Below are 25487 nucleotides of genomic sequence, written 5' to 3'. Positions count from 1 at the left end.
GTGACCGTCATCCAGCACAAGCCCGTCAACCCGATCGCCCACCTGAGCGCCGAGGACATCGAGACGCTCGGCAAGGAACTCGACGCCATCCGGGACCGGGTGCTCGCCGAGCGCGGCGCGAGCGACGCGGCCTACATCCGCAAGGTGATCAAGACGCAGCGGACCCTGGAGATGGGCAGCCGCGCGGTGCTGCTCTTCTCGCTCTTCCCGCCGGCCTGGGTGGTCGGCACCGCCGGCCTGACGGTGGCCAAGATCCTGGAGAACATGGAGATCGGCCACAACATCCTGCACGGCCAGTACGACTTCATGCGCGATCCGAAGATCCACTCCACCACCTGGGAGTGGGACCACGTCTCCCCGGCCGACCAGTGGAAGCACTCGCACAACCAGCTGCACCACACGTACACCAACGTGCTGGGCAAGGACAACGACCTCGGGTACGGCATCATGCGCGTCGACGAGGACCAGAAGTGGTACCCGATGCACCTCGGCCAGCCGCTGTGGAACTTCGTCAACGCCTGTTTCTTCGAGTACGGCATCGCCGCGTACGACCTGGAGCTGGGTCGTAACCTGCGCAAGGGCCGGCACAAGACCCCCGAGTTCCGGGCCCGGCTGCGCGCGGTCGGCCGCAAGATCCGCCGCCAGGTGCTCAAGGACTACGTCATCCACCCGCTGCTGTCCGGTCCGTCCTTCCTGACCACCCTGGCCGCCACCTTCACCGCGAACCTGCTCCGCAACCTCTGGAGCCACTCGGTGATCATGTGCGGCCACTTCCCCAACGGGGTCGAGACGTTCTCCAAGACCTCGATCGAGGGGGAGACCCGGGGCGAGTGGTACCTGCGGCAGATGCTCGGCTCGGCCAACATCAGCGGCAGCCGGCTGATGCACATCATGACCGGCAACCTGTCCTTCCAGATCGAGCACCACCTCTTCCCCGACCTGCCCAGCAAGCGCTACCAGGAGATCGCCCCGCAGGTGCGGGCACTGTTCGACAGGTACGGGCTGACCTACACCACGGGCCCGCTGCCCAAGCAGGTCGCCTCCGCCTGGTGGAAGGTCATCCGGCTCTCCCTGCCCAACCGGGAGACCGCCCCGCCGGCCACCGACGAACCCCCGGCCCGGGTGCTCGCCACCTCCGGGGTCTGACCCCGCAGGCGGCCCGCTGGGTGGCCCGTCAGCAGCCGGTCCAGCGCACCGGGGTGAGCCGGTCACCGACGGTCCAGCCGACCACCGTGCCGTTGTCCGCGATCGCGCCCGCCCGGACGAAGCGGATGGTGTTGCCCGCCCCGGGCAGCGGCGTCACCCGGTCACCGTGCCCCACCGCCGACTCGCCGAGCACCACACCGCTTGCCGTCACGCCGTAGATCCGCCACCCCACCGCCGGATGGACCGGTGTCGCCGCCCCGGTGCGCAGGTTCCACCGCTGGGGGGTCCCGTCCCCCTCCTCCGGGGTGTCGTCCACCCCACCGGCGGCCCAGTCACCCCGACCCACGGACGCCCAGGCGCGGGGTTTGCCGGGCACGCTGAGCCAGCGGATGCTGCCGTCGGGGCGACGTACCCAGCCCGCGTAGCTCGGCGGGCCGTCCGGTCCGACCGAGGTGCCCACGACGCTGCCGTCGTCCAGGACCGCGTTGGCGACCGCGTCGGTCAGCGGCGCGACCGTCTCGACCGTGCCCGGCCGGTCCGCCGGCCACCGCAGCGGGACCTGGGTCTCGGTGGCGTCCACCGAGCCGCGTCCCACGATGTCGCCGCGGGCGTTGATCCCCTCGGCCCAGACGTTCGAGACGGTCCCCGGGACGGGTAGTTCGCTGAGCTGGCCGTCCTGGTAACGCCAGGGGCGGTACGTCGCGGACATGGCCCCGTTGCCGATCACCACGCCGGCCGGGTTGATCCCGGTGACCTCTCCGGCCAGCGGGGTGTCCACGGCGGTGACCCGGTTGCCCTGCCAGATCAGCAGGAGTTGCTCCCACACCCCGTCGGTGATCCGGGTGCCGATGCCGGCGACGAACCGGCCGGTCGGGTCCACCGCCTGGGCCTCGCCGTGCGTCAGCCCCGCCGGCAGTGGCAACGGACGCAACGCGCAGTACCCGATGCTGTCCCGGCGTGGCCCGGCCGCGGCCGACCCGGGCAGGGCCAGCGCCGCGGTGAGCAGGCCGACCGCGGCCCCGGCGAACACTCGTTGACCGATCATGGCGGATCCCTTCGGACGTGGTGGTGGTCCCGGCACCCGCCCGGCCCCGCCACGTCGGTCGCGGCGGGGCGCGACCGGTGCGGGTTGGTCCGGCGTACCGGCCCGTCCCGCTGTGTCGACCGGGCGGACCGGACGCCTGTGTTTGTCTGTATTACGGTCGAAACCGAGGTCAGGTTGCGCGGTGTCCGATACGCGACCGGCCCGCCGGTCCGTCCCGCGTCGGACCCTGCCCGGCGTCCCGGCGGTGCGGGACCGCGGGGGTGAAGCAGCGGAGGAAATGCGATGGCCTACCTGTTCCTGCTGATCGCGATCGGTGCCGAGGTGGCCGGCACCAGCCTGCTCAAGGCGACGCAGGGGTTCACCCGGCTCTGGCCCACGGTCGGGCTGGCCGTGGCCTACCTGCTGGCCTTCGGGATGCTCGCGCTGGCGGTCCGGGACATCCCGGTCGGGGTGGCGTACGCGATGTGGTCCGGGCTCGGCACCGCCGCGATCGTCGCCGTCGGCGCGGCCTTCCTCGGTGAGCCGCTGAGCCTGACGAAGGTGATCGGGGTGGGACTGATCATCGGGGGAGTGATCGTGCTCAACCTGGGTGGGGCGCACTGAGCCGGCCGCCCCCGGTGCGGGGTCGGCCGGCTGTGGCACGTGGGCTAGCGGCGGCCCGCGGAGTGCCGGTGCACCACCTGCCGTCCCCGCACGAACGCCAGCACGATCACCACCAGCAGCGCGACGAGGCCGATGATGGCCAGCCAACGGACCGCCTCCAGCAGCAGCCCGAGCAGGATGAGCGCGCCGCCGACGACACCGACGACCCAGAGCATGGCCCGCATGTCCACCTCCCGTGACTCGCTGACCGGGCAGCCTTCCCGTTCCGGGCCGCCGTATGCCCCGCAGCCACCGGGAGCGGGGTCAGCGCGGGTCGGGCCGCCGGTGGGCGACGTAGACGGTGTTGGCGGACTTCCCGCCGGTCAGCGGGTTGGCGAACGGGACGACGTGCGCCTGCCAGGTGGTGAACACCTCGGCCAGGACCCGGCCGAACGCGTCGTCCGGCGGGTCGTCCGACCAGAGCGCGAACACCCCCTCCGGCAGCAGCAGGTCGGCCAGCCGGCGCAGCCCGTCGGCGGTGTAGAAGGCGGCGTGGCTGGGGTGCAGCACGTTGCGCGGGGAGTGGTCGACGTCGAGCAGCACCGCGTGGAACCGGCGGCCCGGCTGGTCCGGGTCGAAACCGCTGCCGTCGGCGACCGCGGCGAAGAAGTCGGCCCGGACGAACCGGGTCCGTGGGTCCGGGGCGAGACCGGCGGCGAAGGGCAGCAACTGCCGGCGGTGCCAGTCGATGACGTCCTCGATCGTCTCCACCACCAGCACCGTGCGTACCCGGGTGTCCTCCAGCGCGGTACGGGCGGTGTAGCCGAGGCCGAGACCACCGACCACCACGTCGAGCGGCCCGTCGCCCAACGGGGCCAGCCCCAGCCGGGCCAGTTCGATCTCGGCGACCGGGAAGAGACTGGACATCAGATACTCGTCGTCGAGCTTCACCTCGTAGACGTCGACGTCGAGCGCGGGTTCCCGCCGCCGGCGCAGGCTGATCGCGCCGATCGGGGTCTCCCGCCAGGCCAGTTCCTCGAATCGCACGCCCACCCGGTCGTCCCTCCACCGTCGTCGTGCCGGGATGCTACCGGGTGACCGGTTCGGCGCGGCACCGGCGCGCGGCGACGCGGCCGGGCGGACGCCGCCGGTCACCACGCAGGGTCCACGGGACATCGACGCAGCGCATATCCTGTCCGCCGAGGACTCGCGGAAGGGACGCCATGCCGTCGCGGCAGGACCAGCTCCACTCCTACCAGTTCACCGTGCAGCGGGCCGTCGCCGCCCTGGTCATGCGGGAGACCGACCCGGCGCGGTCACCGTTTCGCCGGCTGGCCGGTGCTGGGCTGGCCAGCGTCCTGGTGGCGGCGATCGGGCTGGGTGGCTGCGCGCTCTACGGCCTGTTCGTGGGGGGCGGGTCGAGCTGGCGCGACGCCGGTGCGGTGATCGTCGAGAAGGAGTCCGGGGCCCGGTTCGTCTACCGTGACGGCCGGCTGCACCCGGTGCTCAACTACGCCTCCGCGCTGCTGATCGTCGGCGCGGACCGGTCCCGTACGGTGCTGGTGTCCCGCCGCTCCATCGAGGGGGTGCCGCGCGGGCTGCCGTTGGGCATCGCCGACGCCCCGGACTCGCTGCCGGCGGCCGGGCGGCTGTCCACCGCGCCGTGGACGGTCTGCTCGCGGGCGTCGGCCGAGGCGGCGCGGGCCGTGCCCCGCTCGGCGCTGCTGATCGGCCGGGAGCCGACCGGCGGGCGGCGGCTCACCGAGGAGGCGGTGCTGGTCCGGCACCCCGACGGCGGGCTGCACCTGATCTGGCACCAGCGTCGGCACCTGCTGCGCGACACCGCCCGGGTGCTCGCCGCGCTGGCGACCACCAGGGAACGCGCGGTTCCCGCCGCCCCGGCGCTGCTCAACGCCCTGCCGGCGGGCGTCGACCTGGCCCCGCCGTCGCTGGCCGGGCTCGGCGAGCCCTCGTCCGGGGTCACCGACGCCACGGTCGGGGACGTCTACCTGGTCCGCAACTCCGGCGGCGGTCGGCAGTACGCGGTCGCCGGGCGCGCGGGCCTGGCCGGGATCACCGAACTCCAGGCGGCCCTGCTGATGGCCCGCACCGGCCAGGACGAGCCGGCCCCGATCAGCCTGGGCCGGTTCGCCGCGTCGCCCAAGCTGCCCGATCTGGTGCCGACCGGGCCGACCGCGCCGCCACCGGCCCCGCCCCGCCTGGCCGGGGTCGACGGCGGCGTGCTCTGTGCCCGGATCGGCGACGACGGCACGGTCGGTGAGGTGCGGGTCGACGCGACCGTGCCGGATCTCACCGCCGCCCGCAGCACCGACACCCCGGGCGGGGTGCGCGCCGACCAGGTGCTGGTCGAGCCGGGACGCGGTGCGCTCGTGGAGTCGGTGGCCGCGCCGGGCGCCGACGGCGGGGCGGTGTCGGTGGTCACCGACCTGGGCCGCCGCTACGTGCTCGCCGACGAGGGGGTGCTCGGCATGCTCGGCTACCGGGGGGTCACCCCGGTCCGGCTCCCGGCCGGCCTGGTCAGCCTCGTTCCCGCCGGCAGCACCCTCGACCCGGCCGCCGCCCGGGCGGCGGCTGCCCCGTCCTGACCACCCGGCCCGGCCCGCGCCCGGGGCGGTGCGCGGGGGTCAGCCGGTGGGGCGGCGCAGCAGGCTGACGGCGAAGTCCGCGTCGTCGCGCCAGGGGCGCAGGTCCCAGGTGGCGAAGCGCTGTTCGAGCCGCAGGCCGGCGGCGGCCAGGTCGCTGTCGAAGTGGTCGAGCCGGTAGCCCCGGTCGAGGCCGAACCCGACCAGCACCGCCCCGTCCGGGCGCAGGTGGGCGGCGATCCGGGTCAGCACGGCGGGTTCGGTGCCGGCAGCGACGAAGGCCATCACGTTGCCGGCCACCACGGCGGCGTCGAACGGCTCGGCCTCGCCGTCGGCGGCGAGATCCAGCGTGGCGAGGTCGGCGACCAGCCAGCGGGGCCCGGGATGGTCGGTGCGGGCCGCCTCGACCAGGGCGGGATCGGCGTCGACCCCGACCACCTGGTGCCCCCGCGCGGCGAGCGCGGCACCGACACGTCCGGTGCCGCAGCCGGCGTCGAGGATGCGGGAGCCGGGGGCCACCACCGCGTCGACCAGGCGGGCCTCCCCGGCCAGGTCGGCCCCCTCGGCGGCGAGCCGGCGGAACCGGTCGATGTACCACTGGGAGTGTTCGGGGCCGGTCTCGGTCGCCCACCGGGTCGGGTTGGTCATGCCGCCACGGTAACCGGCCGGCCCGGCGTGCCGGGGCGGCACGGCACCGCCCACCGTGCCGGGGGAGGCGGGCCGGTCACGGCGGGGCTCAGGGCAGCTGGGCCACCGTGACGAACTCGTTGTAGGTGAAGACCTTGCCCATCGACCGGGGGAACGGGAAGGAGTACTGCTTGACCACCGTCATGCCGAGATCCCGGGCGGCCTGCGCGGCCTCGTCGAACCCGACGAACCGGACATGGGTCGCGTCGCTGGCGTAACCCCGCTCCTGCGGGGTGATGAAGACCGCCGTGCCGCCGGAACGCAGGAACGGCAGGTAGCTGGAGATGACCTCCAGGGCCGCGTCGGCGGGCAGGTGCTCCAGCAGGTGGGCGGCGAGCAGCGCGTCGAAGGCGCCCGGCCGGGCGTGCGGGGACTGGTGGAACTCCTCGATCGTGTACGCCTCCAGTCCGGCGGCCCGTGCGTGCGCCACCGAGGTGGGGTTGTGGTCCACCCCGACCGCGCCCTCGCCCAGGTTGGCCAGGTTGCGGCCGAGGCCGCAGCCGACGTCGAGGGTGCGGCCCAGGTCGAGCCGCTGGAGGTTCCACCGGTACGGCGCCTGCACGTCGAGCACCTGCTTCCAGCGTGCGCCACCGAGGCGTTGCAACCGCTGGGTGTAGTCCTCACCCTCGGTGCCCGCCGCGGTGTCCTGCTCTGCTCGACTCATCGCCGGCCTCTCTGCCCGTCGCGGAAACGTCGCCACCCGGCGCGCGTGCGGAGGGCACGCCGCCGGCCGTCGGGTGTCCGCGCCGACGCGGACACCCGACAGATGCTACGGACCCGGGCGGCCATCGTCAGCCCCCACGGGTGGCGGGTCGGCCCTGGTGACGCAGGGTGTCGCCGGGTCGACCCTGGGTGCGGGACGGGTGCCCCGCCGGCGTGACCCCGGCCCCGGGTCGGCAGGTCGGCCTGGGAGACCACGCCGGGCACCCGTCGGGTGTCGTCGACCACCGGCGCCGCCGTGACGTGCCGGGCGGTGAGCAGGTCCACCACCGTCCGGTAGCCGGTGCCCTCGTCCACCGTGCGCGCGTCGACCGCCGTCACGTCCTGACGGGCCGGAGGTCCCGGGTGGTCGGCCGACCCTAGGATGGCGTGGGCCGGCGGCTGCGGCAACCCGCCTGACCTGGCGTTAAGGCGCCGTCCAAGATGGAAAATAGCCGGTTTGCAAGCTCTTTCGCCGCAAAATCACTTGTCGTTGGACACTTAAGCTGAAACTCCTTTTCGCGCTAGGGGGATGATCGGCCGATTTTCGCCGTCCGATCTTCAGGGCCTGGTGGGCCCTTCGGTCCGACTCCGATCGATGATCTTTCCTCGGCCGGATGTCGCCCTATTCTGCTTCCATTGTGAAGTCCTGGGGGGGATCATGATCACAATCGGCTGTTCCTGCGCGGCCGCCCACAGTGGAGTCGAGCCGATCCGCTGACATGGCGCAACCGACGATCATCCAACAGTTCGCCGAGGTTTCGGCCACCCGTACCGACCACCCGGCGATCCTCGGCGAGACCCACGAGGTCAGCTACGCCGCCCTGGCCGCCACCGTCGGCGGGCACGCGGTCGCGCTCACCGCGGCCGGCGTCCGCCCCGGCGACCGGGTCGCCCTGCTCACCGGGCACGGCGTCGGCACCATCGCGGCCGTCCTCGGCACCCTCGCCGCCGGTGGCGTGTACGTGCCGCTGGACCCCGGCTTCCCGGTCGACCGGCTCCGGCACATGCTCGCCGCCGCCGACGTGCGCGTCGTGGCCTGCGTCCCCGACCACCGCGACCTCGCCGACGCCCTGTGCGCCGCCCGCCCCGGCACCGCCGTGCTGGTCCTCGACCCGACCGCCACCGCCGTGCTGCACCCCGTGCCGGTCGATCCCGACAGCCCGGCCTACGTGCTGTTCACCTCCGGGTCCACCGGCACCCCGAAAGCCGTCGCGCAGACCCACCGCAACCTGCGGCACGTCGTCGACAACCAGATCCGCACCCTGGCCATCGGCCCGACCGACCGGCTCAGCCTGCTCGCCTCGTTCAGCTTCGACGCGGCCATCCCCGACCTCTACCCGGCGCTGCTCACCGGGGCCGCCGTCGTCCCGGTCGACCTGCGCCGGCACGGCCTGGCGTACGCCGTCGGGCAACTCGCCCGGCACCGGGTCACCGTCTACCACTCCACCCCGACGGTCTACCGGTTCCTCCTCGACACCCTCGGTGAGCGACGGCTGGACAGCATCCGGGTGGTGCTGCTCGGCGGCGAGCAGGCCACCCACGTCGACGCCGCCCGGGGTCGCGACCGGTTCGCCCCGGGATGCGTGCTGGTCAACGGCTACGGCGCCACCGAGATGACGTTCGCCGCCCGGTACGCGCTGCCGCTGGCCGACGCCGACCCGGGCCGCACCGGCCCGCTGCCGATCGGCACGGCGCTACCCGGCTACACGCTGCGGCTGGCCGACTCCGGCGAGATCGTGGTGCGCAGCCCGCACCTCGCCCCCGGCTACCTCGGCCAACACAGCGACCGGTTCGGCGTCGACCCCGACGGGACGCCCAGCTACGCCACCGGCGACCTCGGCGCGTGGCTGCCCGGCGGGGAACTGGTCTGCCTCGGCCGACTCGACCGCCAGGTCAAGGTCCGTGGGTTCCGGGTGGAGCTGACCGAGGTCGAGGCCGTCCTCGCCGCGCAGCCAGGCGTCGCCGCCGTCCGCGCCATCGCCCGCGACGGGACGTTGCTCGCGTACGCCGTGCCGGCCGGCGGTGACCTCGACCCGGCGGCGCTGCGCACCGCGTTGGCCCGACGGCTGCCCGACTACGCGCTGCCCCGCGCCGTACTGGTCCTCGACGCGTTCCCGCTCACCGTCACCGGCAAGATCGACGAGCGGGCGCTGCCGGACCCGCCCCGGACGGTCCCCGCCGGGCAGGAACCGGCCACCGACACCGAGCGGGCCGTGCACGACATCTGGTGCGCGGTGCTCGGCCGCGACGCCGTCGGCCGGCAGGAGAGCTTCTTCGACGCCGGAGGACAGTCCCTGCTGCTCGGCCAGGTGCAGCAGCGCATCGCCGACCGGTTCGGCGCGACGCTGCCCATGGTGCGGCTGTTCGCCCACCCGACGATCGCCGCCCAGGCCCGGCTGCTCGACCCGGGTGTCGACGGGCCGCCGGCCGGGGCGGCGCGCACCGGCCCGACCCCCGCGCCGAGCCTGCCCACCCCGACCGCGCCGTCGGTCGCCGCCCGCGAGTACACCGGCGACGAGATCGTGGTGGTGGGGCTCGCCGGCCGGTTCCCCGGCGCACCCGACGCGGCCACCTTCTGGTGGAACGTCTGCGCCGGGGTCGACTCGGTGCACGACCACTCCGACGCCGAGCTGACCGCCCTCGGCATCGGGCCGCGACTACGCGCCGACCCCCGGCACGTGCGGGCCACCGGCCGGCTCGACGGGGTCACCGACTTCGACGCCGAGTTCTTCGCCATGGGCGACGAGGAGGCCGCCCGGACCGACCCCCAGCACCGGCTCTTCCTGGAAACCGCGTGGGAGGCGCTGGAGGACGCCGGGCACGACCCGACCCGCTTCCCCGGACTGGTCGGCGTCTACGCGGCCACCTCCGCCAACCGCTACTTCCTGTTCCACTTGATGGACAACCCGGCGGTGGTCGGCGACGTCGACCCGGACGACTGGGAGGCCCGGCTGATCGGCCGGCAGTCCACCGACCACCTGCCCGGCCAGGTGGCGTACCGGCTCGGGTTGACCGGGCCGGCGGTGGCCGTGCAGAGCGCCTGCTCCAGTTCCCTGGTAGCGGTGTGTACCGCCGCCCAGAGCCTCGCCGACTACCAGTGCGACATCGCCCTCGCCGGCGGGGTCAACGTCACCTGGCCCCGCTACCGGGCCACCCCCGGCGGGCTGGCCTCCCCGGACGGCCGCTGCCGCGCCTTCGACGAGGCCGCCGAGGGCTCCGGCTTCGGGTCCGGCGTCGGCGTGGTGGCGCTGCGCCGGCTCGCCGACGCCCAGGCCGACGGAGACCGGATCTACGCCGTCCTGCCCGGCTGGGCGGTCACCAACGACGGCCCCGACCGGGCCGGCTTCGCGGTCCCCGGACCCGCCGGCCAGGCCGCCGCCGTCGCGAACGCCCTGGCCGCCGCCGAGGTCGCCCCCGGCGAGGTTCGTTTCATCGAGGCCCACGGCAGCGGTACGCCGCTGGGCGACGCCATCGAGGTCGCCGCCCTGCACGAGGTGTACGGCGGCGCCGCCCCCGCCGAGTCCTGCGCGCTCGGCGCGGTGAAGACCAACATCGGTCACCTCGACGCCGGGGCCGGCATCGCCGGGCTGATCAAGACGGTGCTCGCCGTCCAGCACGGGGTGATCCCGCCGAACCTGCACTTCACCCGCCCGCACCCGGAGATCGACCTGGCCGGCGGCCCGTTCTACGTACCGACCAAGGCGCGGGACTGGCCGGACGCGCCGCGCCGGGTGGCCGGGGTCAGCGCGTTCGGGCTCGGCGGCACCAACGCGCACGTGGTCGTGGAGCAGCCGCCACCTGCCGTACCGGTCGAGCCGTCGCCGCCGCGGGCCTGGCTGCTGCCGGTGTCGGCGCGTACCCCGCAGGCGTTGCACGCGGCGTTGACCCGGCTGCGGCACCACCTGGCCGGCGTCGGGCCGGCCCTGCCCGAGGTGGCCGCGACCCTGGCGCTGGGCCGGCGGTCCTTCGCCCGGCGGGCCGCCGTGGTCGCCGCCGACCTGGCCGAGGCGGTCGCCGGACTCGATGAACTGCTCGCCACCGACGCCACCGTGGCCGGTGCGCCGGGGGCGCTGCGTGACCTGGCCGCCGGCTGGGTGGCCGGCCGCGACGTCGACTGGGCCGCACTGCACCCGCAGGGCGTCGTCCGACGCACCGGACTGCCCGGCTACCCCTTCCAGCGCCGGCGGCACTGGATCGACCCACCGCAGAGAGGCGCACGGTGAACTGGTTCGTCTCGCCCGGAAGCCGACCCCAGGCACCGGTGCAGTTGTTCTGTCTGCCGTACGCCGGGGGTGGAGCCAGCGCGTTCCGCCGCTGGCAGCCGGAGGCCGGCCCGGACGTGGAGGTGCTGCCGGTGCAGCTACCCGGTCGGGAGAACCGGATCGGCGACGACCCGGACTTCACCGTCGCGGAGCTGGCCGCCGCCATCGCCGACCGGGCCGACCGCCCGTACGCGATCTACGGACACTCGATGGGCGGGCGGCTCGGCTTCGAGGTGGTGCGGGAGCTGCGCCGGGCCGGCCGTCAGCTGCCGGTGCGGCTGTACGTCGGCGGTGCCCGCGCCCCGCACGTCACCGCCGCGAGCTCCTTCGACGGGCTGTCCCGGGTGGACGACGACGAGCTGCTGCGCCGGCTCGCCGACGGTGGTGGCCTGCCCGACGGCCTGCTGGACCACCCGGAACTGGTGGAGCTGCTGCTGCCGTTGCTGCGCGCCGACTTCGGCCGGGTCGACAGCTACCGGTACGTCCCCGAGGCGCCGCTGCCGGTGCCGGTGGTGGTGTTCGCCGGGCGGCACGACCTGGCGGTCAGCCGGGAACAGAGCGCCGCCTGGGCGGAGCACACCACCGCCGGCTTCACCCTGCACGAACTCGACGGCGGCCACTTCTTCCTGCACGACCGGCTGCCCGAGCTGCTGCGGTTGATCCGCGCCGACCTGCCAGCCGCCGTCGGGCCGGTGCCGGCCGGGGTCGGCGGTCACCGGGTGCCGCTGGGCGACACCGGTTGGTCGGTGTGGCGCGACGCGATCCTGCGCGGCACCGGCTTCCCCGCCGACGGGCTGACCCGCTTCGCCGCGCCGCAGTTGGCCGCCGCCGCCGACGACCTGCTCGACGGCGACACCCCACCGGACCGGTTCGACAAGGAGTTCACCGAGGCCGTCCGCGCCGCCGCGCACCGGTGCAGCGAACTGGCCGCCGACCCGCTGCTGCGGGAGGCGGTCACCTGGCAGAACCGGGGCGCGCTGGTCGCCCTGGACGGACTGGCCCGCAGCGGCGGCGACGCGGCCCGCAACGTGCGCCGCCGCGACCGCGAACGGGCGCTGCTCAAGTACTGGCAGCGCTACGCCGGCAAGAACGAGACCGTCGGCTTCTTCGGGCCGAGCTGCTGGGTGACCGTCGACCCGCAGCAGCCGGAGGTGGCCCGGATCGACCACGGCACGGCGCTGGTCCGCCGCCGGTGGGTCTGGTTCGAGTCGTGGGCGCTGACGGCCTACGCCGACCGGATCGGTGCCGACGAGGCGGTTCGCCGCTGGTGGCCGCCGCGGCTCTGCGCCCAGCTCAGCGTCCGGGGACGCCAGGTGTTGCGGCCCGGCCGGCCACCGGTCCCGCTGTCCCCGGTGGAGGCCGCGCTGCTCGCCGCCGTCGACGGCCACCGGCCCGCGTACGACCTGGTCGCCGACCCGGCGGTCGGGCTGCGCCGGCCCGAGGACGGCTACGCCCTGCTGGACCGGCTGGTGGCCCGGGAACTGCTCACCTGGGACGCCGCCCTGCCGGTCAGCCCCGACGCCGAGCCGGTGCTCTCCGCCCGGATCGCCGCGATCGGCGACGAACCGGCCCGGCTGGCCGCACAGGCCGGCTGGGACGAGCTGCGGGCGGCCCGTGACGCCGTCGCCGCGGCGGCCGGCGACCCCGAGCGGCTGCGGGTCGCCCTCGACGAGCTGGACGGGACCTTCACCGCGCTGACCGGGGCCGCCGCCCGCCGCCGGGAGGGCCAGATGTACGCCGGCCGGACCATCTGTTACGAGGACACCAGCCGGGACCTCGACGCGGTCTTCGGCGCACCCCTGCTGGCCGACCTCGCCGCCCCGCTCGACGTGCTGCTGCGTGCCGCGCGCTGGCTGGTGCAGGCGCTGGCGCAGGCGTACGACGCGGTGTTCCGGTCGCTCTACGAGGAGCTGCGCGCCGAGGCCGGCGACGGCCCGGTCGCCCTGTCCGACCTGTGGTTCCTGGTGCAGGGCCTGTTCTGGGGCGAGGGGGAGCGGCCGGTCGACGCGGTGGCCGCCGAGTTCGCGGCCCGCTGGGCCGGACTGTTCGGGTTGGACACCCGGCCCGCCGACGCCGGGGTGGTCCGGCTGCGGGTCGCCGACCTCGCCGACCGGGTCGACGCGACCTTCCCCGCCACCCGACCGACCTGGTCCAACGCCCTGCTGCACAGCCCCGACCTGCAGATCTGCGCCCCCGACGTGGACGCCCTGCGGCGCGGGGACTACACCGTCGTGCTGGGTGAACTGCACGCCGGCTGGTCGTCGTTCGACTGCTCGGTGTTCACCCCCGCGCATCCGGACGTCGAACGGCTGCGCGCCGCGCTCGCCGAGGATCTCGGCGCACGACGGGTCCGGCTGCTCTTCCCGACCGACTGGCCGCGCCGGACCAGTCGCACCGCCGAGGCGCTGACCGGGCCGACGGACCGGCACCTGGCGTTCCTGCCCGCGCCCGGCGGCGACCCGGCCCGGCTGCTGCCCACCGTGGATCTCACCGTCACCGACGAGCGGGGTGAACTGGTCGCGACCGCCGGCGACGGACAGCGGTGGCCGTTGGTGGAGATCTTCGCCGAACTGCTCAGCGCGCACGCCGTCGACGGGTTCAAGCTGGTCGCCGCCGCCCCCCGTACGCCCCGGATCGTGCTGGACAACCTGGTGGTGGCCCGTGAGACGTGGCGGACCACCGTCGGGCAGTGCGGGTTCGCCGACGCGCGTGGGGAACGCGACCGCTACCTGGCCGTCCGGGCCTGGCGGCGGCGGCTGGGCCTGCCGGAGCAGGTCTACGTCAAGCTCGGCACCGAGACCAAGCCCTGCTTCGTCGACCTGAGCAGCCCCGCCTTCGCCAACGTGCTCTGCGCCATGGTCCGGGCCGCCCGGGTCGACGGCGGCGACGCGGTCTCCCTGGTGGTCAGCGAGATGCTGCCCACCCCCGACCAGGCGTGGGTGCCCGACGCCGCCGGCCGGCGCTACTTCAGCGAGCTGCGGTTGCAGATCGTCGACGCCCCCGCCGGGGAGGCCACCCGATGAGCCACCTGATACCCCTGGGCGGCACCGGCTGGTCGGTGTGGCGGGACGTGGTGCTGCGCAGCGCCGGTTTCCCGGCCACCGGGCTGGACCGGTTCGCCGCCCCCGGCGCGGCGGCCGCCGCCGACGGTGTGCTCGCCGGGGAGGTCCCACCGGAGGTCTTCGGCAAGATCCTCGGCGCGGCCTTCCTGGAGTCCTCGGCCGCCGCCGGGGAGATCGCCGCCGACCCGCTGCTGCGGGAGGCGGTCACCTGGCAGAACCCGGACATGCTGGCGGCGCTGGACGGGCTGCTGCGGACCGATCCGGCGGTGCGCAACGTCCGCCGCCGCAAGCGCGAGTCGAGCCTGCTGCGCTACTGGCAGCGGTACTGCGGCAAGGCCGAGACGATCGGCTTCTTCGGCCCGGTCTGCTGGGGCGTGTTCGACCCCGCCCACCCGGGCGTGCAGCTGCGGCCCGGCCCGGCCCTGGTCACCCGCCGGCAGGTGTTCTTCGAGGCGTGGGCGTTGACCGAGTACGCCGACCGGCTCGCCGACGACCTCGCCGTCCGCCGGTGGTGGGCGCCGATGCGGCAACCGCACCTGACCGTCGAGGACCGACAGTTGCGCCGGCCGCTGCACCCGCCGATCGCGTTGACCGCCACCGAGGCCCGGCTGCTGGCCGACTGCGACGGCCGGACCCCCGCCGTCGAACTGGTCCGGCGGCTGCACGCCGACGGGCTGGTACACCGCGTCGACGACGGTTACCTGCTGTTGGACCGCTGGGTCGAGCGGGGCCACCTCTCCTGGGGGGCCAACCTGCCGGTCAGTCCGGACGCCGAACGGGTGCTCGCCGACCGGATCGCCGCGATCGGCGACGACCCGGCCCGCGCCGGGGCCGCCGCCGGGTTCGACCGGCTGCGGGCGGCCCGCGACGAGGTCGCCGCCGCCGCCGGTGACCCGGACCGGCTCGCCGCCGCGCTGGCCGGCCTCAACACCGAGTTCACCGCTGTCACCGGGCGGCCCGCCACCCGCCACCGTGGCCAGATGTACGCCGGGCGCACCGTCTGCTACGAGGACTCCGCCCGGGACCTGGAGTTCCGCCTCGGCGCGCCGGTCCTCGACGCGCTGGCCGCCCCGCTGGCGGTGGTGTTGCAGGCCGCCCGCTGGCTGACCGCCGAGATCGGCGTCGGGGTCGGCACCCTGCTGGCCGAGCTGTACGACGAGTTGGCCGTCGACGGGCCGGTCCGGCTCGCCGACATCTGGTCGCTGGCCCAGGGCACGCTGATCTCCCCGCACGGTCCGATCGCCACCGCGGGGGCCGAGCTCACCGAGCGGTGGGCCCGGCTGTTCGGCCTGCGGGACCTGCCGACCGACTGCGTCGAGCTGCGGCTGTCCGCCGCCGACCTGGCCGGGCAGGTGGCCGAGGTCTTCCCCGCCGACCGGCCCGGCTGGCCGTCGGCCCGGCTGCACAACCCCGACGTGCAGCTCGCCGCCGCCTCCCCGCAGGCGTTCGAGCGGGGGGAGTTCCTGCTGGTCCTCGGCGAGCTGCATCCGGCCGCGATCGCGTTCGACAGCGCGGTGCTCAGCATGTTCCACCCCGACCCGGCGGCCCTGCGGGCGGACTTCGACACCGACCTCGGCCCGACCCGGCTGCGGGTGCTGTGGCCGGAGAGCTTCCCCCGGCGGGCCACCCGCACCACCTACGGCCTGCCCGGACCCACCGACCGTGAGCTGGGCATCGACACCGCGCAGGGGGCCGACGTCGACAGGCTGGTGGCGTCCACCGCCGTCACCGTCTGCCACGACGGCGACGAGCTGGTCGCGGTCTTCCCCGACGGCGTCCGCTGGCCGCTGGTGGAGGTCTTCGCCCAGGTCCTCGGAGCGCTGCTGCTGGACGCGTTCAAGCTGCTCGACCCGGCCCCGCACATGCCCCGGATCGTCATCGACCGGCTGGTGGTGGCCCGACGCACCTGGCGGACCACGGTGGGGGCCAGCGGCCTCGCCGGGCACCCCGACGAGACGGCCCGCTACCTCGCGGTGCGCCGCTTCCGGGCCGCCGCCGACCTGCCCGAGCGGGTGTTCGTCAAGGTCGGCACCGAGGTCAAGCCCTGCTACGTCGACCTGACCGGCCCGCTGTACGCCCAGTCGCTGTGCGCCATGGTCGACACCGCCGCCCGGACCGGCCCGGACGTCCCGCTGGTCGTCACCGAGCTGCTGCCCACCCCGGCCGACTCCTGGGTGCCCGACGCGGCGGGCCGGGGGTACGTCAGCGAGCTGCGCCTGCTGATCACCGACCCGGCCACCTACCCGGGCGTCGAACCCGCCAGCCACCGGGGAGCCGACCCCGCCACCGTACGGGGAGTGCAGTGACCGACATCCTGACCGTCAGCGCCGTCGCCGGGGAGACACTGCCCTGGCCGGACGGCACGCTTGCCGACCTGATCGTCGAGCGGGCGGCCCGCTGCCCGGACGCGGTGGCGGTGCGCCAGTGGGACGACCGGCTCACCTACCGGGAGCTGGTCGGCCGGGCGGCCGGCCTGGCCGCCGCGCTGCGGGCCCGGGGGGTGGGCCGGCAGACCCGGGTGGGGATCTGCGCCCACCGCCGCCCCGACCTGGTGGTCGACGTCCTCGGTGTGCTGCTCGCCGGGGGCTGCTACGTGCCGCTGGAGCCCGGTGGCCCCCGGCGGCGGCTGCGGGAGATCGCCGCCGACGCCGGGGTGACGCTGGTCGTCGGCGACGCGGCGGCGGTCGAGTTCGCCGACACCCCCGGGATCGAGGTGGTCACCGCCACCGGCCCGGCCCCGCTGGCACCCTGCCCGGCGCGGGCCGGCGACCCGGCGTACGTGCTGTTCACCTCGGGCTCCACCGGCCGGCCCAAGGGGGTGCTGACCACCCACCGTAACGTGGTGGAGTTCGTCACCGGCTGCGCCGCGCTCAGCGCCGCCGACGCCGGGGTGCGCAGCCTCGGCATCGCCTCGCTCGGCTTCGACGCGGCGAGCATCGACCTGTTCGTCCCGTTGCTGCTCGGCGGCAGCGTGCAGCTACTCGGCGCGGACGACCGCGCCGACCCGGACCGGCTGGCCCGGTTCATCGCCGCCCACGACGTCAACTGGGGTTTCATCACCCCGACCGTGCTGTCCATGCTGGACCCGGCCCGGGTGCCCGGCTGGCGTACGGTGCTCTGCGGCGGCGAGGCCGTCCCCGCCGACCTGGCCGCCCGCTGGGCGTCGGGCCGACGGCTACTCAACGGCTACGGCCCCACCGAGACCACCGTGCTGGCGGTCAGCGGCGAGCTGACCGGCGTCGACACCGACCCGGTGCCGATCGGGCTGCCCCTGCCCAACCACCGGGCCTACGTGGTGGACGACGCGTTGCGGGCGGTGCCGCCGGGGCAGACCGGTGAACTGCTGATCGGCGGGCCGGGGCTGGCCGACGGCTACCTCAACCGGCCCGGCCTGACCGCCGACCGGTTCGTCCCCGACCCGTTCTCCGGGCTGCCCGGCGAGCGGCTCTACCGCACCGGCGACCTGGTCCGGCAGGCCGACGACGGGCGGATCGTCTACCTTGGCCGGACCGACCGGCAGGTCAAGATCCGGGGCCAGCGGATCGAACTGGGCGAGGTGGAGGCCGTGCTGGCCGCCGTGCCCGGCGTCGAGCGGGTGGCCGTGGAGGCGGTGCCCGGCCCGGCCGGGACGGAACTGGTCGCCTTCCTCACCCCGGCCACCGCGCCCGACAACGACGCCGTCCGGGCGTACGCCGGGGGGCGGTTGACCGCCGCGATGCTGCCGGCGCGGCTGCTGCGCCGCGACGACCTGCCGGTCAGCGCCACCACCGGCAAGCTGGACCGGCCGGCACTGCGGGCGCTTGCCGACGCCGCCCTGACCGCCGCCCCCGCCGCCGGGCCGACCGACGAGCCGGCCGACCCGGTCGAGCGGGCCGTGCGGCGGGCCTGGACCCGGCTGCTCGGCGCGGCACCCGGCCCGGACACCGACTTCCTCGCCGCCGGTGGCAACTCCATCGCCGCGATGCGGCTGGTCGCGGCGCTGCGCGCCGAGCTGGGCCGGTACGTCGACACCCGGGACGTGCTGACCGGGCGCACCCCGGCCGCGCTGGCCGCCCGGCTGCGGGCCGCCGCGCCCGCCGACGCCGACGGGCTGACCACCGGCAACCCCCCCACGTTGTCCCCGCCGCAGCGCCGGCTGTGGTTCGTCGACCAGCTCGCCCCCTCCAGCGCCCCCTACAACATCGCCGTCGCGCACCGGCTGCGCGGCCCGCTGGACACCGGGGCGCTCGGCGCGGCGCTGCGCGCCGTGGCCACCCGGCACGACGTGCTGCGCTGGCGCATCCCGCAGACCGCCGGGGTGCCCTACGCGGTGTGCGAGGAACCGACCGACGTGGCGGTGCCGGTGGTCGACCTGACCGGCCGCGCCGATGCCGAGGCCGAACTGGCCGGGATGCTCGCCGCCGGTGCCGCGCACGCCTTCGACCTGGCCACCGGCCCGCCCTGGCAGGTGACCGTCTACCGGCTCGGCCCCGCCGAGCACGTGCTGGCGATGACCATGCACCACGCGGTCTTCGACGGCTGGTCCGAGGCCGTCCTCTACGCCGACCTGGCCACCGGGTACGCGCACGCCGTCGCCGGGACGCCGCCGGCCCTGCCGCCGCTGTCCGCCTCGTACGCCGACTACGCGGTGTGGCGCGACGCGCGGGACCGCCGGCAGGGCCCCGCCGACCTCACCTGGTGGGCGGAGCACCTGCGGGGCGTGCCGACCGTGCTGGACCTGCCCCGCGACCGTCCCCGCCCGGCCGTGCAGACGTACGCGGGCGCGGAGGCGGCGGTGACCCTGACCGCCACCGCCGACCGGGCCGTGCGGGACCTGGCCGGGCGGCGCGGCAGCACCGTCGCGGCGGTGCTACTGGCCGGTTTCGCCGAGCTGCTGCGCCGGCTCACCGGCGGCGACGACCACCTGGTCGGGGCGATCGTCGCCGACCGCCGGCTGGCCGCCTTCGACGACGTGGTCGGCTTCTTCATCGACACCGTCCCGGTGCGGCTGCGCACCGGCCCCGACGGCACGACCGGCGGTGGGGTCGGGTTCGCCGAACTGGTCGACCGGTGCGCCGCCGAACTGCACGAGGCGACCGCCCACCCGGGTGCGCCGCTGGAGAAACTCGTCGAGACCCTCGGCGTGGGTCGGGACACCTCCCGGGCGCCCCTGGTGCAGGTGCTGTTCAACGTGCTCAACTTCACCGCTCCCCGGCTGACGCTGAGCGGGCTCACCGCCGAGATGCTGCCGGTGCCCAAGCCCGGCTCCCCGTTCGACATCACCGTCTACGTGGTGCAGCGCGACGGCCGGTGCGGGGTGGACGTGGTCTACAACCCGGACCTGTTCGACGCCGACCGGATCGACGCGCTCCTGGCCGACCTCGCCGACCTGGTCGGCGCGCTCGCCGCCGACCCCGACACCCCTGCCGACACGGTGGCCGAGGCGCTGCCCCGGCCGACCGTCCGGGTGGCGGCGCTGGGCGCGATGACCGTGGCCGCCGCCGCACCGGCCCCGGCCGTGCCGGTGCCGACCGGGCCGGACGAGCTGACCGAGACCGAGGAGCTGATCGCCGGCATCTGGCGGCAGGTGCTGGAACGCGACCGGGTCGGGGTCGCCGACAACTTCTTCGACATCGGCGGGCACTCGCTGGCGCTGGCGGCGGTGCACGCCCGGCTCACCGCCGCCACCGGCCGGTCGATCACGATGCTCGACCTATTCCGGCACCCCACCGTCCGGGCGCTCGCCGCCAGCCTCGACGGGGCCGCCGACCGACCCGAGCTGGCCCGCGCCGCGTTGCGCGCCGCCGCCCGGCGCGGCCGGACCCGTCGGCCCCCGCCACCCCGCCGACCGCACCAACCGTGACGACGCCTCCCTCCCCACCGCCCGCGGGCGGCACCTTGCGACAAAGGACAACCCCGATGCAGAACGAGATCGCCACCGTGCCGCCCACCGACGACGGCATCGAACCCATCGCCATCGTCGGGCTCGCCGCCCGGCTGCCCGGTGCCGCCGACGTCGACGCGTTCTGGCGCAACCTGGTCGACGGCGTCGAGTCGGTCACCGAGCTGAGCCGCGAGGAACAGCTCGCCCGGGGCGCGAGCGCCGACGAGGTCGACGACCCGGGCTGGGTGAACCGGGCGCCGCTGATCGACGGGTACGACACCTTCGACGCCGGGCTGTTCGGGATGACCAGCCGTGAGGCGGAGATGACCGACCCGCAGCACCGGCTGTTCCTGGAGAGCTGCTACACCGCGTTGCAGGACGCCGGTTACGACCCGGCCCGCTACGACGGTGCGGTGGGCGTGTACGCCGGCACCGGCGGCAACACCTACCTGCACCGGTACGTGCTGCGCAACAAGCGCGTCGGCGGCAACCCGCACGGCGCGGTCTCGCTGGCCACTGGCAACTCGCCCAACTACGTGGCGACCAACGTGTCGTACCGGCTGGACCTGCGCGGGCCGAGCCTGACCGTGCACACCGCCTGCTCGACCTCGCTGGTCGCCTTCCACCTGGCCTGCGAGGCGCTGCGCAACCACGAGTGCGACATGGCGCTGGCCGGCGGGGTCAACGTGGAGCTGCCGCACGTCGGCTACCTGGGCATGGACGGCTTCACCTCGCCCGACGGCCGGTGCCGGCCGTTCGACGCCGGGGCCAACGGCACGGTCTGGGGCAGCGGCGTCGGGGTGACCCTGCTCAAGCGGCTCTCCGACGCGGTCGCCGACGGCGACACGATCCGCGCGGTGGTGCTGGGCAACGCGATCAACAACGACGGCGCGGGGAAGGTCGGCTTCACCGCCCCCAGCGTCGACGGGCAGGTCGAGGCGATCGCCCAGGCGGTCGGGATGGCCGGGATCGACCCGCGCACCATCAGCTACGTCGAGGCGCACGGCACCGGCACCGCACTCGGCGACCCGATCGAGGTGGCCGCCCTGTCGGCGGTGTTCACCCGGGACACCGACGAGCGGGGCTGGTGCGGCATCGGCTCGGTGAAGTCCAACATCGGGCACCTGAGCCAGCCGTCCGGCATCGTCAGCGTGATCAAGACGGTGCTGGCGATGGAGCACGGGCTGATCCCCCCGACGATCAACTACGAGACCCCCAACCCGGGCATCGACTTCGCCGACACCCCGTTCTACGTCGCGAACACCCTGACCAAGTGGGACACCGACGGCGGGCCGCGCCGGGCCGGGGTCAGCTCGTTCGGCATCGGCGGCACCAACGCCCACGTGGTGCTCGAGGAGTCGCCGGCCGCGCACCGCGCGGACCGGCGGGTCCGCCCGGCGCACCTGCTGACGGTGTCGGCGAAGACCGCGTCGGCGCTGGACAGCGCCGTCACCCGGCTCGCCGACCACCTGGCCGCGGCCACCGACGGCGGGCCGGAACTGCTCGCCGACGTGGCGCACACGCTGCGGGTGGGCCGCCAGGAGTACCCGCACCGGGTGGCCGTGGTCGCCACCGACCTGGCCGAGGCGGTGACCGCGCTGCGCACCCCGCGCCGCCGTCAGTCCGGGGTGGTCGACGCCGCCGCGCCGCGCACCGCGTTCCTCTTCTCCGGCCAGGGCGCCCAGTACGCCGGGATGGGCGCGCAGCTCTACGCCGAGGAGCCGGCCTTCGCCGCCACCGTCGACGAGTGCGCCGCGCTGCTCCGGCCCGAGCTGGGCCTGGACCTGCGGGACCTGATCCTCGGCCGGGACCCGCAGGCGGCGGAGAAGCTCACCGAGACCCGCTACACCCAGCCGGCGCTGTTCGTCGTCGAGTACGCCCTGGCGCTGCACTGGCAGCGGGCCGGGGTACGCCCGGCGGCGATGATCGGCCACTCGATCGGCGAGTACGTCGCCGCCACCGTCGCCGGGGTGCTGACCCTGCCCGACGCGCTGCGGGTGGTCGCCGCCCGGGGCCGGCTGATGCAGTCGCTGCCGGCGGGGGCGATGCTGGCCGTGTCGCTCGACGAGACGCAGGTCGCCGCCCGGCTGCCCGAGGGGTTGTCGATCGCCACCGTCAACGGGCCCGGCACCTGCGTGGTGGCCGGCAGGAGCGAGGCCGTCGCGGCGTTCGCCGACAGCCTCAGCGGCAAGAAGAGCAAGCCGCTGCGCACCTCGCACGCGTTCCACTCGCCGATGATGGACCCGATCCTGGCCGAGTTCACCGCGCTGATGGCGACGGTGCCGCTGCACGCGCCGGCCATCCCGTTCCTGTCCAACGTGACGGGCACCTGGATCACCGCCGAACAGGCCACCGACCCGGCGTACTGGGCGGCGCACCTGCGCCAGCCGGTGCGGTTCGGTGACTGCGTGGCGACCCTGCTCGGGGCGGGCACCTGGGCGCTGCTGGAGTGTGGTCCGGGCCGGCAACTGGCCAACCTGGCCCGGATGCAGGTCGCCAAGGGCTCCCCGGAGCAGCGGGCGTTGACCCCGCTGGGCAGCCTGCCCGGCCCGGGCGAGCCCACCGGCGACCTGGCCACCCTGCTCACCAGCGCCGCCGCCCTGTGGTGCGCCGGGACCGGGGTGCGGCTCGACGCCGACCCGGCCGCCCGGCGGGTGCCGCTGCCCACGTACCCGTTCGAGCGTCGGCGCTACTGGGTCGACCCGGACCCGGTGGCGGCGACGCCCGACGCCCCGGCCGACGCCGGTCCGCAGCCGTTGGAGCGGTGGTTCGCGGTGCCGGTGTGGCGGCAGGCCGCCGCCGACCCGGCGACCGTGCCCGGCGGTCGCTGCCTGGTGTTCGCCGCCGGTCCGCGCGCCGAGGCGCTCCTCGACGCGCTGCGGGCCGCCGGTGACGACCCGGTCGTGGTACGCCCCGGCGCGGCGTTCACGGCGACCGACGACGGGTACCGGCTGCGCCCCGGCCACCGGGAGGACCACGACGCGCTGGTCGCGGCGTTGAATGCGGGCGGGGTGCCGGCCCGGCTGGTGCACGCCTTCGCCCTGGACGGCACGCCGGCCGGCCTCGACGCGACCGCCGCCTGGGACGCCCAGCAGCGCGGCTTCTTCGACGCCCTGCACCTGGTGCAGGCGCTCGCCGGTGCGGGGGCGACCGCCGGGGAGCGGCCACTCACCCTCGACCTGGTCACCGCGGGCGTCGGCGACGTCACCGGTGCCGACCTGGTCCGCCCCGAGCACGCCACCCTCGCCGGCCTGGCCCGGGTGCTGCCGGCCGAACTGCCCGGCCTGGCCGTCCGGCTGGTCGACGCCGACCCGGCCGGCGACGGGGTCGACGCGCTCGCCGCCGAGCTGCGCCGCCCGGTCGACCCGCAGCGGGCGGAGGTGACGCTGCGCGGCACCCGCCGCTGGGTGACCGGCTACGAGCAGGTCACCGTCGCCGCCGAGACCGGGTCGGGGGCGCTGCGCGACGGCGGCCGGTACCTGGTCACCGGCGGCCTGGGCGGCGTCGGCGTCACCCTCGCCGAGGACTTCGCCCGGCGGGCCGGGGCGAAGCTGGTGCTGCTGGCCCGTTCCGGTTTGCCGCCACGTGAGCGGTGGGACGACCACCTGGCGGTGCACGGCGGCGCGGACCGGGCCGGCCGGGCCATCGCGGCGATCCGCCGGATGGAGGCGGCCGGCGCGACGGTGCTGGTGCTCGCCGCCGACGTCACCGACCCGGCCGACCTGCGCCGGGTCCGGGTCACCGTGGAGGCCGAGTTCGGCGGGCTGGACGGCATCGTGCACGCCGCCGGCCTGCCCGGCGGCGGGATGGCCGAGGTGAAGGAGCGGGCCGAGGCCGAACGGGTGCTCGCCCCGAAGCTCACCGGCACCCTCGCCCTGGCCGAGGTCTTCGGTGACCTGCCGCTGGACTTCGTGGCGCTGTGCTCGTCGATCACGTCGGTGATCGGCGGCTTCGGTCAGGTCGACTACTGCGCGGCGAACGCCTTCCTCGACGCCTTCGCCCGCTCCGGCGCGGGTTTCCGGGCCCCGGTGCTGGCGCAGAACTGGGGTGGCTGGGCGGAGGTCGGCATGGCGGTGGAGACCGCCGCGCCGGCCGCGTTCCGGGCCGCCGGCCGGGACACCGTCACCACGCCGGTGGAGCACCCGGTGCTCACCACGAAGGTGGTCGGACCGGAGTCGACGGTGCTGCACGGGCTGGTCTCCGCCGACACCCACTGGCTGCTCGACGAGCACCGCATCGGCGGGGTGCCGGTGGTGCCCGGCACCGCCCACCTGGAGTCGGTGCGGGCTGCGGTGGCCGCCGGGCTGCCCGCCCCCGCCCCACAGGCCGCGGTGGAGCTGCGCGACGTGGTGTTCCTGGAGCCGTTCGCGGTGCCGCAGGGCACCGTCGCCCAGTACCGGGTCGAGCTGACCCCGGCCGAGGACGGCGTCGACTTCGCCGTCCGCAGCCTGGCCGCCGGCCAGCTCCGCACCCACGTGCGCGGCTCGGCCGGGTGGACCGTGGAGGCCGCCCCGCCGGCCCGGGTGCCGGTGGTCGACGGCCGGCGGGTCGACGACGACGCCTCGTTCGGCCGGGGCCGCACCAGCATGCTGACCTTCGGCCCGCGCTGGGCGTCGCTGGCCGAGCACCGGCTCGGTGACGGCGAGGAACTCGCCCGCATCGAGGCCCCGGAGCCGGTCCGGGCCGACCTGCCCGCGTGGGGCCTGCACCCGGCGCTGTTGGACGTGGCCACCGCGTTCGGCCGGGGCCAGGGCGACGGCACCTACCTGCCGCTGTCGTACGGGCGGATCGTGGTGCGCGGGCCGCTGCCGGCGGTGTTCCACAGCCACCTGCGGCACCGGGCCAGCGCCACCGACGAGGTGGTCGCCGCCGACCTGTCGCTGACCGACCCGCAGGGGCGGGAACTCGTCGCGATCGGCGACTTCGTGCTGCGCCGGGTCGACCAGGGCGCGGTCACCGGCGGGTTGACAGGTGCCGCCGACGCGGCCCCGGCCGACCCGGCAGCCGGGGCGGCCACCGAGGACATCCGCCCGGTCGACGGCGCGGAGGCGTTCCGGCGCAGCCTCACCGCCGGCCTGGGCCCGCAGGTGGTGATCGCCACCCGGACGGTGGCGGACATCCGGCGGCGGGCCGCCCGGGTCACCACCGACTCCCTGGAGCAGGACCCGGAGCCGTCGACCGCCGCCGCGACGGCGACCGGCGGCGGCTCGGCGGCCCCGCGTACCGAGCTGGAGGTCACCATCGCCGGGGTGTGGCGGGACGGGCTGGGGGTGGCCGAGGTGGGGGTGGACGACGACTTCTTCGCCCTCGGCGGCAACTCGCTGGTCGCGGTCCAGCTGATCGCGGCGATGCGCAAGGCGACCGGGGTCCGGCTGCCGATGCGCAGCCTCTTCGAGACCCCGACCGTGGCCGGCCTGGCCGAGCGCATCACCCAGCTGCGGGCCGCCGCCGCCGACGAACCGGCCGCGCCGGCCACCATCCCCGCCATCCCGCGGCTACCCCGCGCCTGACGTCGAGAAAACAGGAGACCACGCA

General features: G+C 75.5%; 14 protein-coding genes. 8 read left to right on the top strand and 6 right to left on the bottom strand.

Annotation, left to right across the window (positions count from 1 at the left end; translation table 11 throughout):
- Complete coding sequence (locus ACWCHM_RS14475; RefSeq protein WP_204961072.1) at positions 1–1146, top strand: fatty acid desaturase family protein; 1146 nt, start codon at positions 1–3, stop codon at positions 1144–1146.
- A 28-nt stretch (positions 1147–1174) separates the two neighbouring features.
- Here the strand turns inward: ACWCHM_RS14475 and ACWCHM_RS14470 are convergent, their stop codons facing one another.
- Entirely contained in the window at positions 1175–2191 is a 1017-nt protein-coding gene (locus ACWCHM_RS14470; RefSeq protein WP_454222734.1) for a hypothetical protein, read from the bottom strand.
- Between the two features lie 282 nt (positions 2192–2473).
- On the opposite strand from ACWCHM_RS14470, the gene ACWCHM_RS14465 reads away from it, so the two are divergent.
- Positions 2474–2794 carry a DMT family transporter gene (locus ACWCHM_RS14465; protein WP_454222733.1) on the top strand — a complete coding sequence of 107 codons (321 nt, stop codon included), beginning with the start codon at positions 2474–2476 and terminating at the stop codon, positions 2792–2794.
- 44 nt (positions 2795–2838) lie between these two features.
- Here the strand turns inward: ACWCHM_RS14465 and ACWCHM_RS14460 are convergent, their stop codons facing one another.
- Complete coding sequence (locus ACWCHM_RS14460; RefSeq protein ID WP_204961075.1) at positions 2839–3018, bottom strand: hypothetical protein; 180 nt, start codon at positions 3016–3018, stop codon at positions 2839–2841.
- Between the two features lie 79 nt (positions 3019–3097).
- Entirely contained in the window at positions 3098–3826 is a 729-nt protein-coding gene (locus ACWCHM_RS14455; RefSeq protein ID WP_421488588.1) for a polyamine aminopropyltransferase, read from the bottom strand.
- A gap of 170 nt (positions 3827–3996) precedes the next feature.
- Here ACWCHM_RS14455 and eccB point away from each other — a divergent pair, with 170 nt between their 5' ends.
- A complete protein-coding gene (eccB, locus tag ACWCHM_RS14450; protein ID WP_281898236.1) occupies positions 3997–5379 on the top strand; it encodes a type VII secretion protein EccB in 1383 nt (460 codons plus the stop codon).
- 39 nt (positions 5380–5418) lie between these two features.
- Here eccB and ACWCHM_RS14445 read toward each other — a convergent pair whose 3' ends face one another.
- The 3 genes from ACWCHM_RS14445 to ACWCHM_RS14435 all read right to left on the bottom strand — a co-directional run bounded on the left by ACWCHM_RS14445 (position 5419) and on the right by ACWCHM_RS14435 (position 7080).
- Positions 5419–6024 (bottom strand): class I SAM-dependent methyltransferase, encoded by a 606-nt coding sequence (locus ACWCHM_RS14445; RefSeq protein WP_204961078.1) that lies wholly within the window; start codon positions 6022–6024, stop codon positions 5419–5421.
- 88 nt (positions 6025–6112) lie between these two features.
- Complete coding sequence (locus ACWCHM_RS14440) at positions 6113–6727, bottom strand: methyltransferase domain-containing protein (RefSeq protein WP_204961079.1); 615 nt, start codon at positions 6725–6727, stop codon at positions 6113–6115.
- Entirely contained in the window at positions 6724–7080 is a 357-nt protein-coding gene (locus ACWCHM_RS14435) for a CBS domain-containing protein (protein ID WP_421490411.1), read from the bottom strand. The genes ACWCHM_RS14440 and ACWCHM_RS14435 overlap by 4 nt, the downstream gene beginning before the upstream one ends.
- Positions 7081–7484: 404 nt before the next feature.
- On the opposite strand from ACWCHM_RS14435, the gene ACWCHM_RS14430 reads away from it, so the two are divergent.
- Genes ACWCHM_RS14430 through ACWCHM_RS14410 form a run of 5 tightly spaced genes read left to right on the top strand, consistent with a single transcriptional unit; the run spans position 7485 to position 25462 of the window.
- Complete coding sequence (locus ACWCHM_RS14430) at positions 7485–10988, top strand: AMP-binding protein (RefSeq protein WP_454222732.1); 3504 nt, start codon at positions 7485–7487, stop codon at positions 10986–10988.
- The gene (locus tag ACWCHM_RS14425; protein WP_454222730.1) at positions 10985–14050 is read left to right on the top strand and encodes a thioesterase domain-containing protein; all 3066 of its coding nucleotides are present in this window, start codon (positions 10985–10987) and stop codon (positions 14048–14050) included. Before ACWCHM_RS14430 ends, ACWCHM_RS14425 begins: the two co-directional genes overlap by 4 nt.
- Complete coding sequence (locus ACWCHM_RS14420) at positions 14047–16395, top strand: lantibiotic dehydratase (protein ID WP_454222729.1); 2349 nt, start codon at positions 14047–14049, stop codon at positions 16393–16395. The genes ACWCHM_RS14425 and ACWCHM_RS14420 overlap by 4 nt, the downstream gene beginning before the upstream one ends.
- A complete protein-coding gene (locus tag ACWCHM_RS14415) occupies positions 16392–19931 on the top strand; it encodes an amino acid adenylation domain-containing protein (protein WP_454222728.1) in 3540 nt (1179 codons plus the stop codon). Before ACWCHM_RS14420 ends, ACWCHM_RS14415 begins: the two co-directional genes overlap by 4 nt.
- A 56-nt stretch (positions 19932–19987) precedes the next feature.
- Complete coding sequence (locus tag ACWCHM_RS14410; protein ID WP_454222727.1) at positions 19988–25462, top strand: type I polyketide synthase; 5475 nt, start codon at positions 19988–19990, stop codon at positions 25460–25462.
- Positions 25463–25487: the final 25 nt, after the last annotated feature.

Source organism: Micromonospora sp. SCSIO 07396, from assembly GCF_053667945.1.
Note: the sequence above shows the minus strand (reverse complement) of the source record. Positions and strands in the feature narration are given on the sequence as shown.

Excerpts from the sequence above, each read along its gene's own strand:
- ACWCHM_RS14430 (WP_454222732.1), top strand. The coding sequence starts at position 7,485 with ATGGCGCAACCGACGATCATCCAACAGTTCGCCGAGGTTTCGGCCACC.
- ACWCHM_RS14460 (WP_204961075.1), bottom strand. The coding sequence starts at position 3,018 with ATGCGGGCCATGCTCTGGGTCGTCGGTGTCGTCGGCGGCGCGCTCATC.
- ACWCHM_RS14420 (WP_454222729.1), top strand. The coding sequence starts at position 14,047 with ATGAGCCACCTGATACCCCTGGGCGGCACCGGCTGGTCGGTGTGGCGG.
- ACWCHM_RS14470 (WP_454222734.1), bottom strand. The coding sequence starts at position 2,191 with ATGATCGGTCAACGAGTGTTCGCCGGGGCCGCGGTCGGCCTGCTCACC.
- ACWCHM_RS14465 (WP_454222733.1), top strand. The coding sequence starts at position 2,474 with ATGGCCTACCTGTTCCTGCTGATCGCGATCGGTGCCGAGGTGGCCGGC.
- eccB (WP_281898236.1), top strand. The coding sequence starts at position 3,997 with ATGCCGTCGCGGCAGGACCAGCTCCACTCCTACCAGTTCACCGTGCAG.
- ACWCHM_RS14410 (WP_454222727.1), top strand. The coding sequence starts at position 19,988 with ATGCAGAACGAGATCGCCACCGTGCCGCCCACCGACGACGGCATCGAA.
- ACWCHM_RS14440 (WP_204961079.1), bottom strand. The coding sequence starts at position 6,727 with ATGAGTCGAGCAGAGCAGGACACCGCGGCGGGCACCGAGGGTGAGGAC.
- ACWCHM_RS14445 (WP_204961078.1), bottom strand. The coding sequence starts at position 6,024 with ATGACCAACCCGACCCGGTGGGCGACCGAGACCGGCCCCGAACACTCC.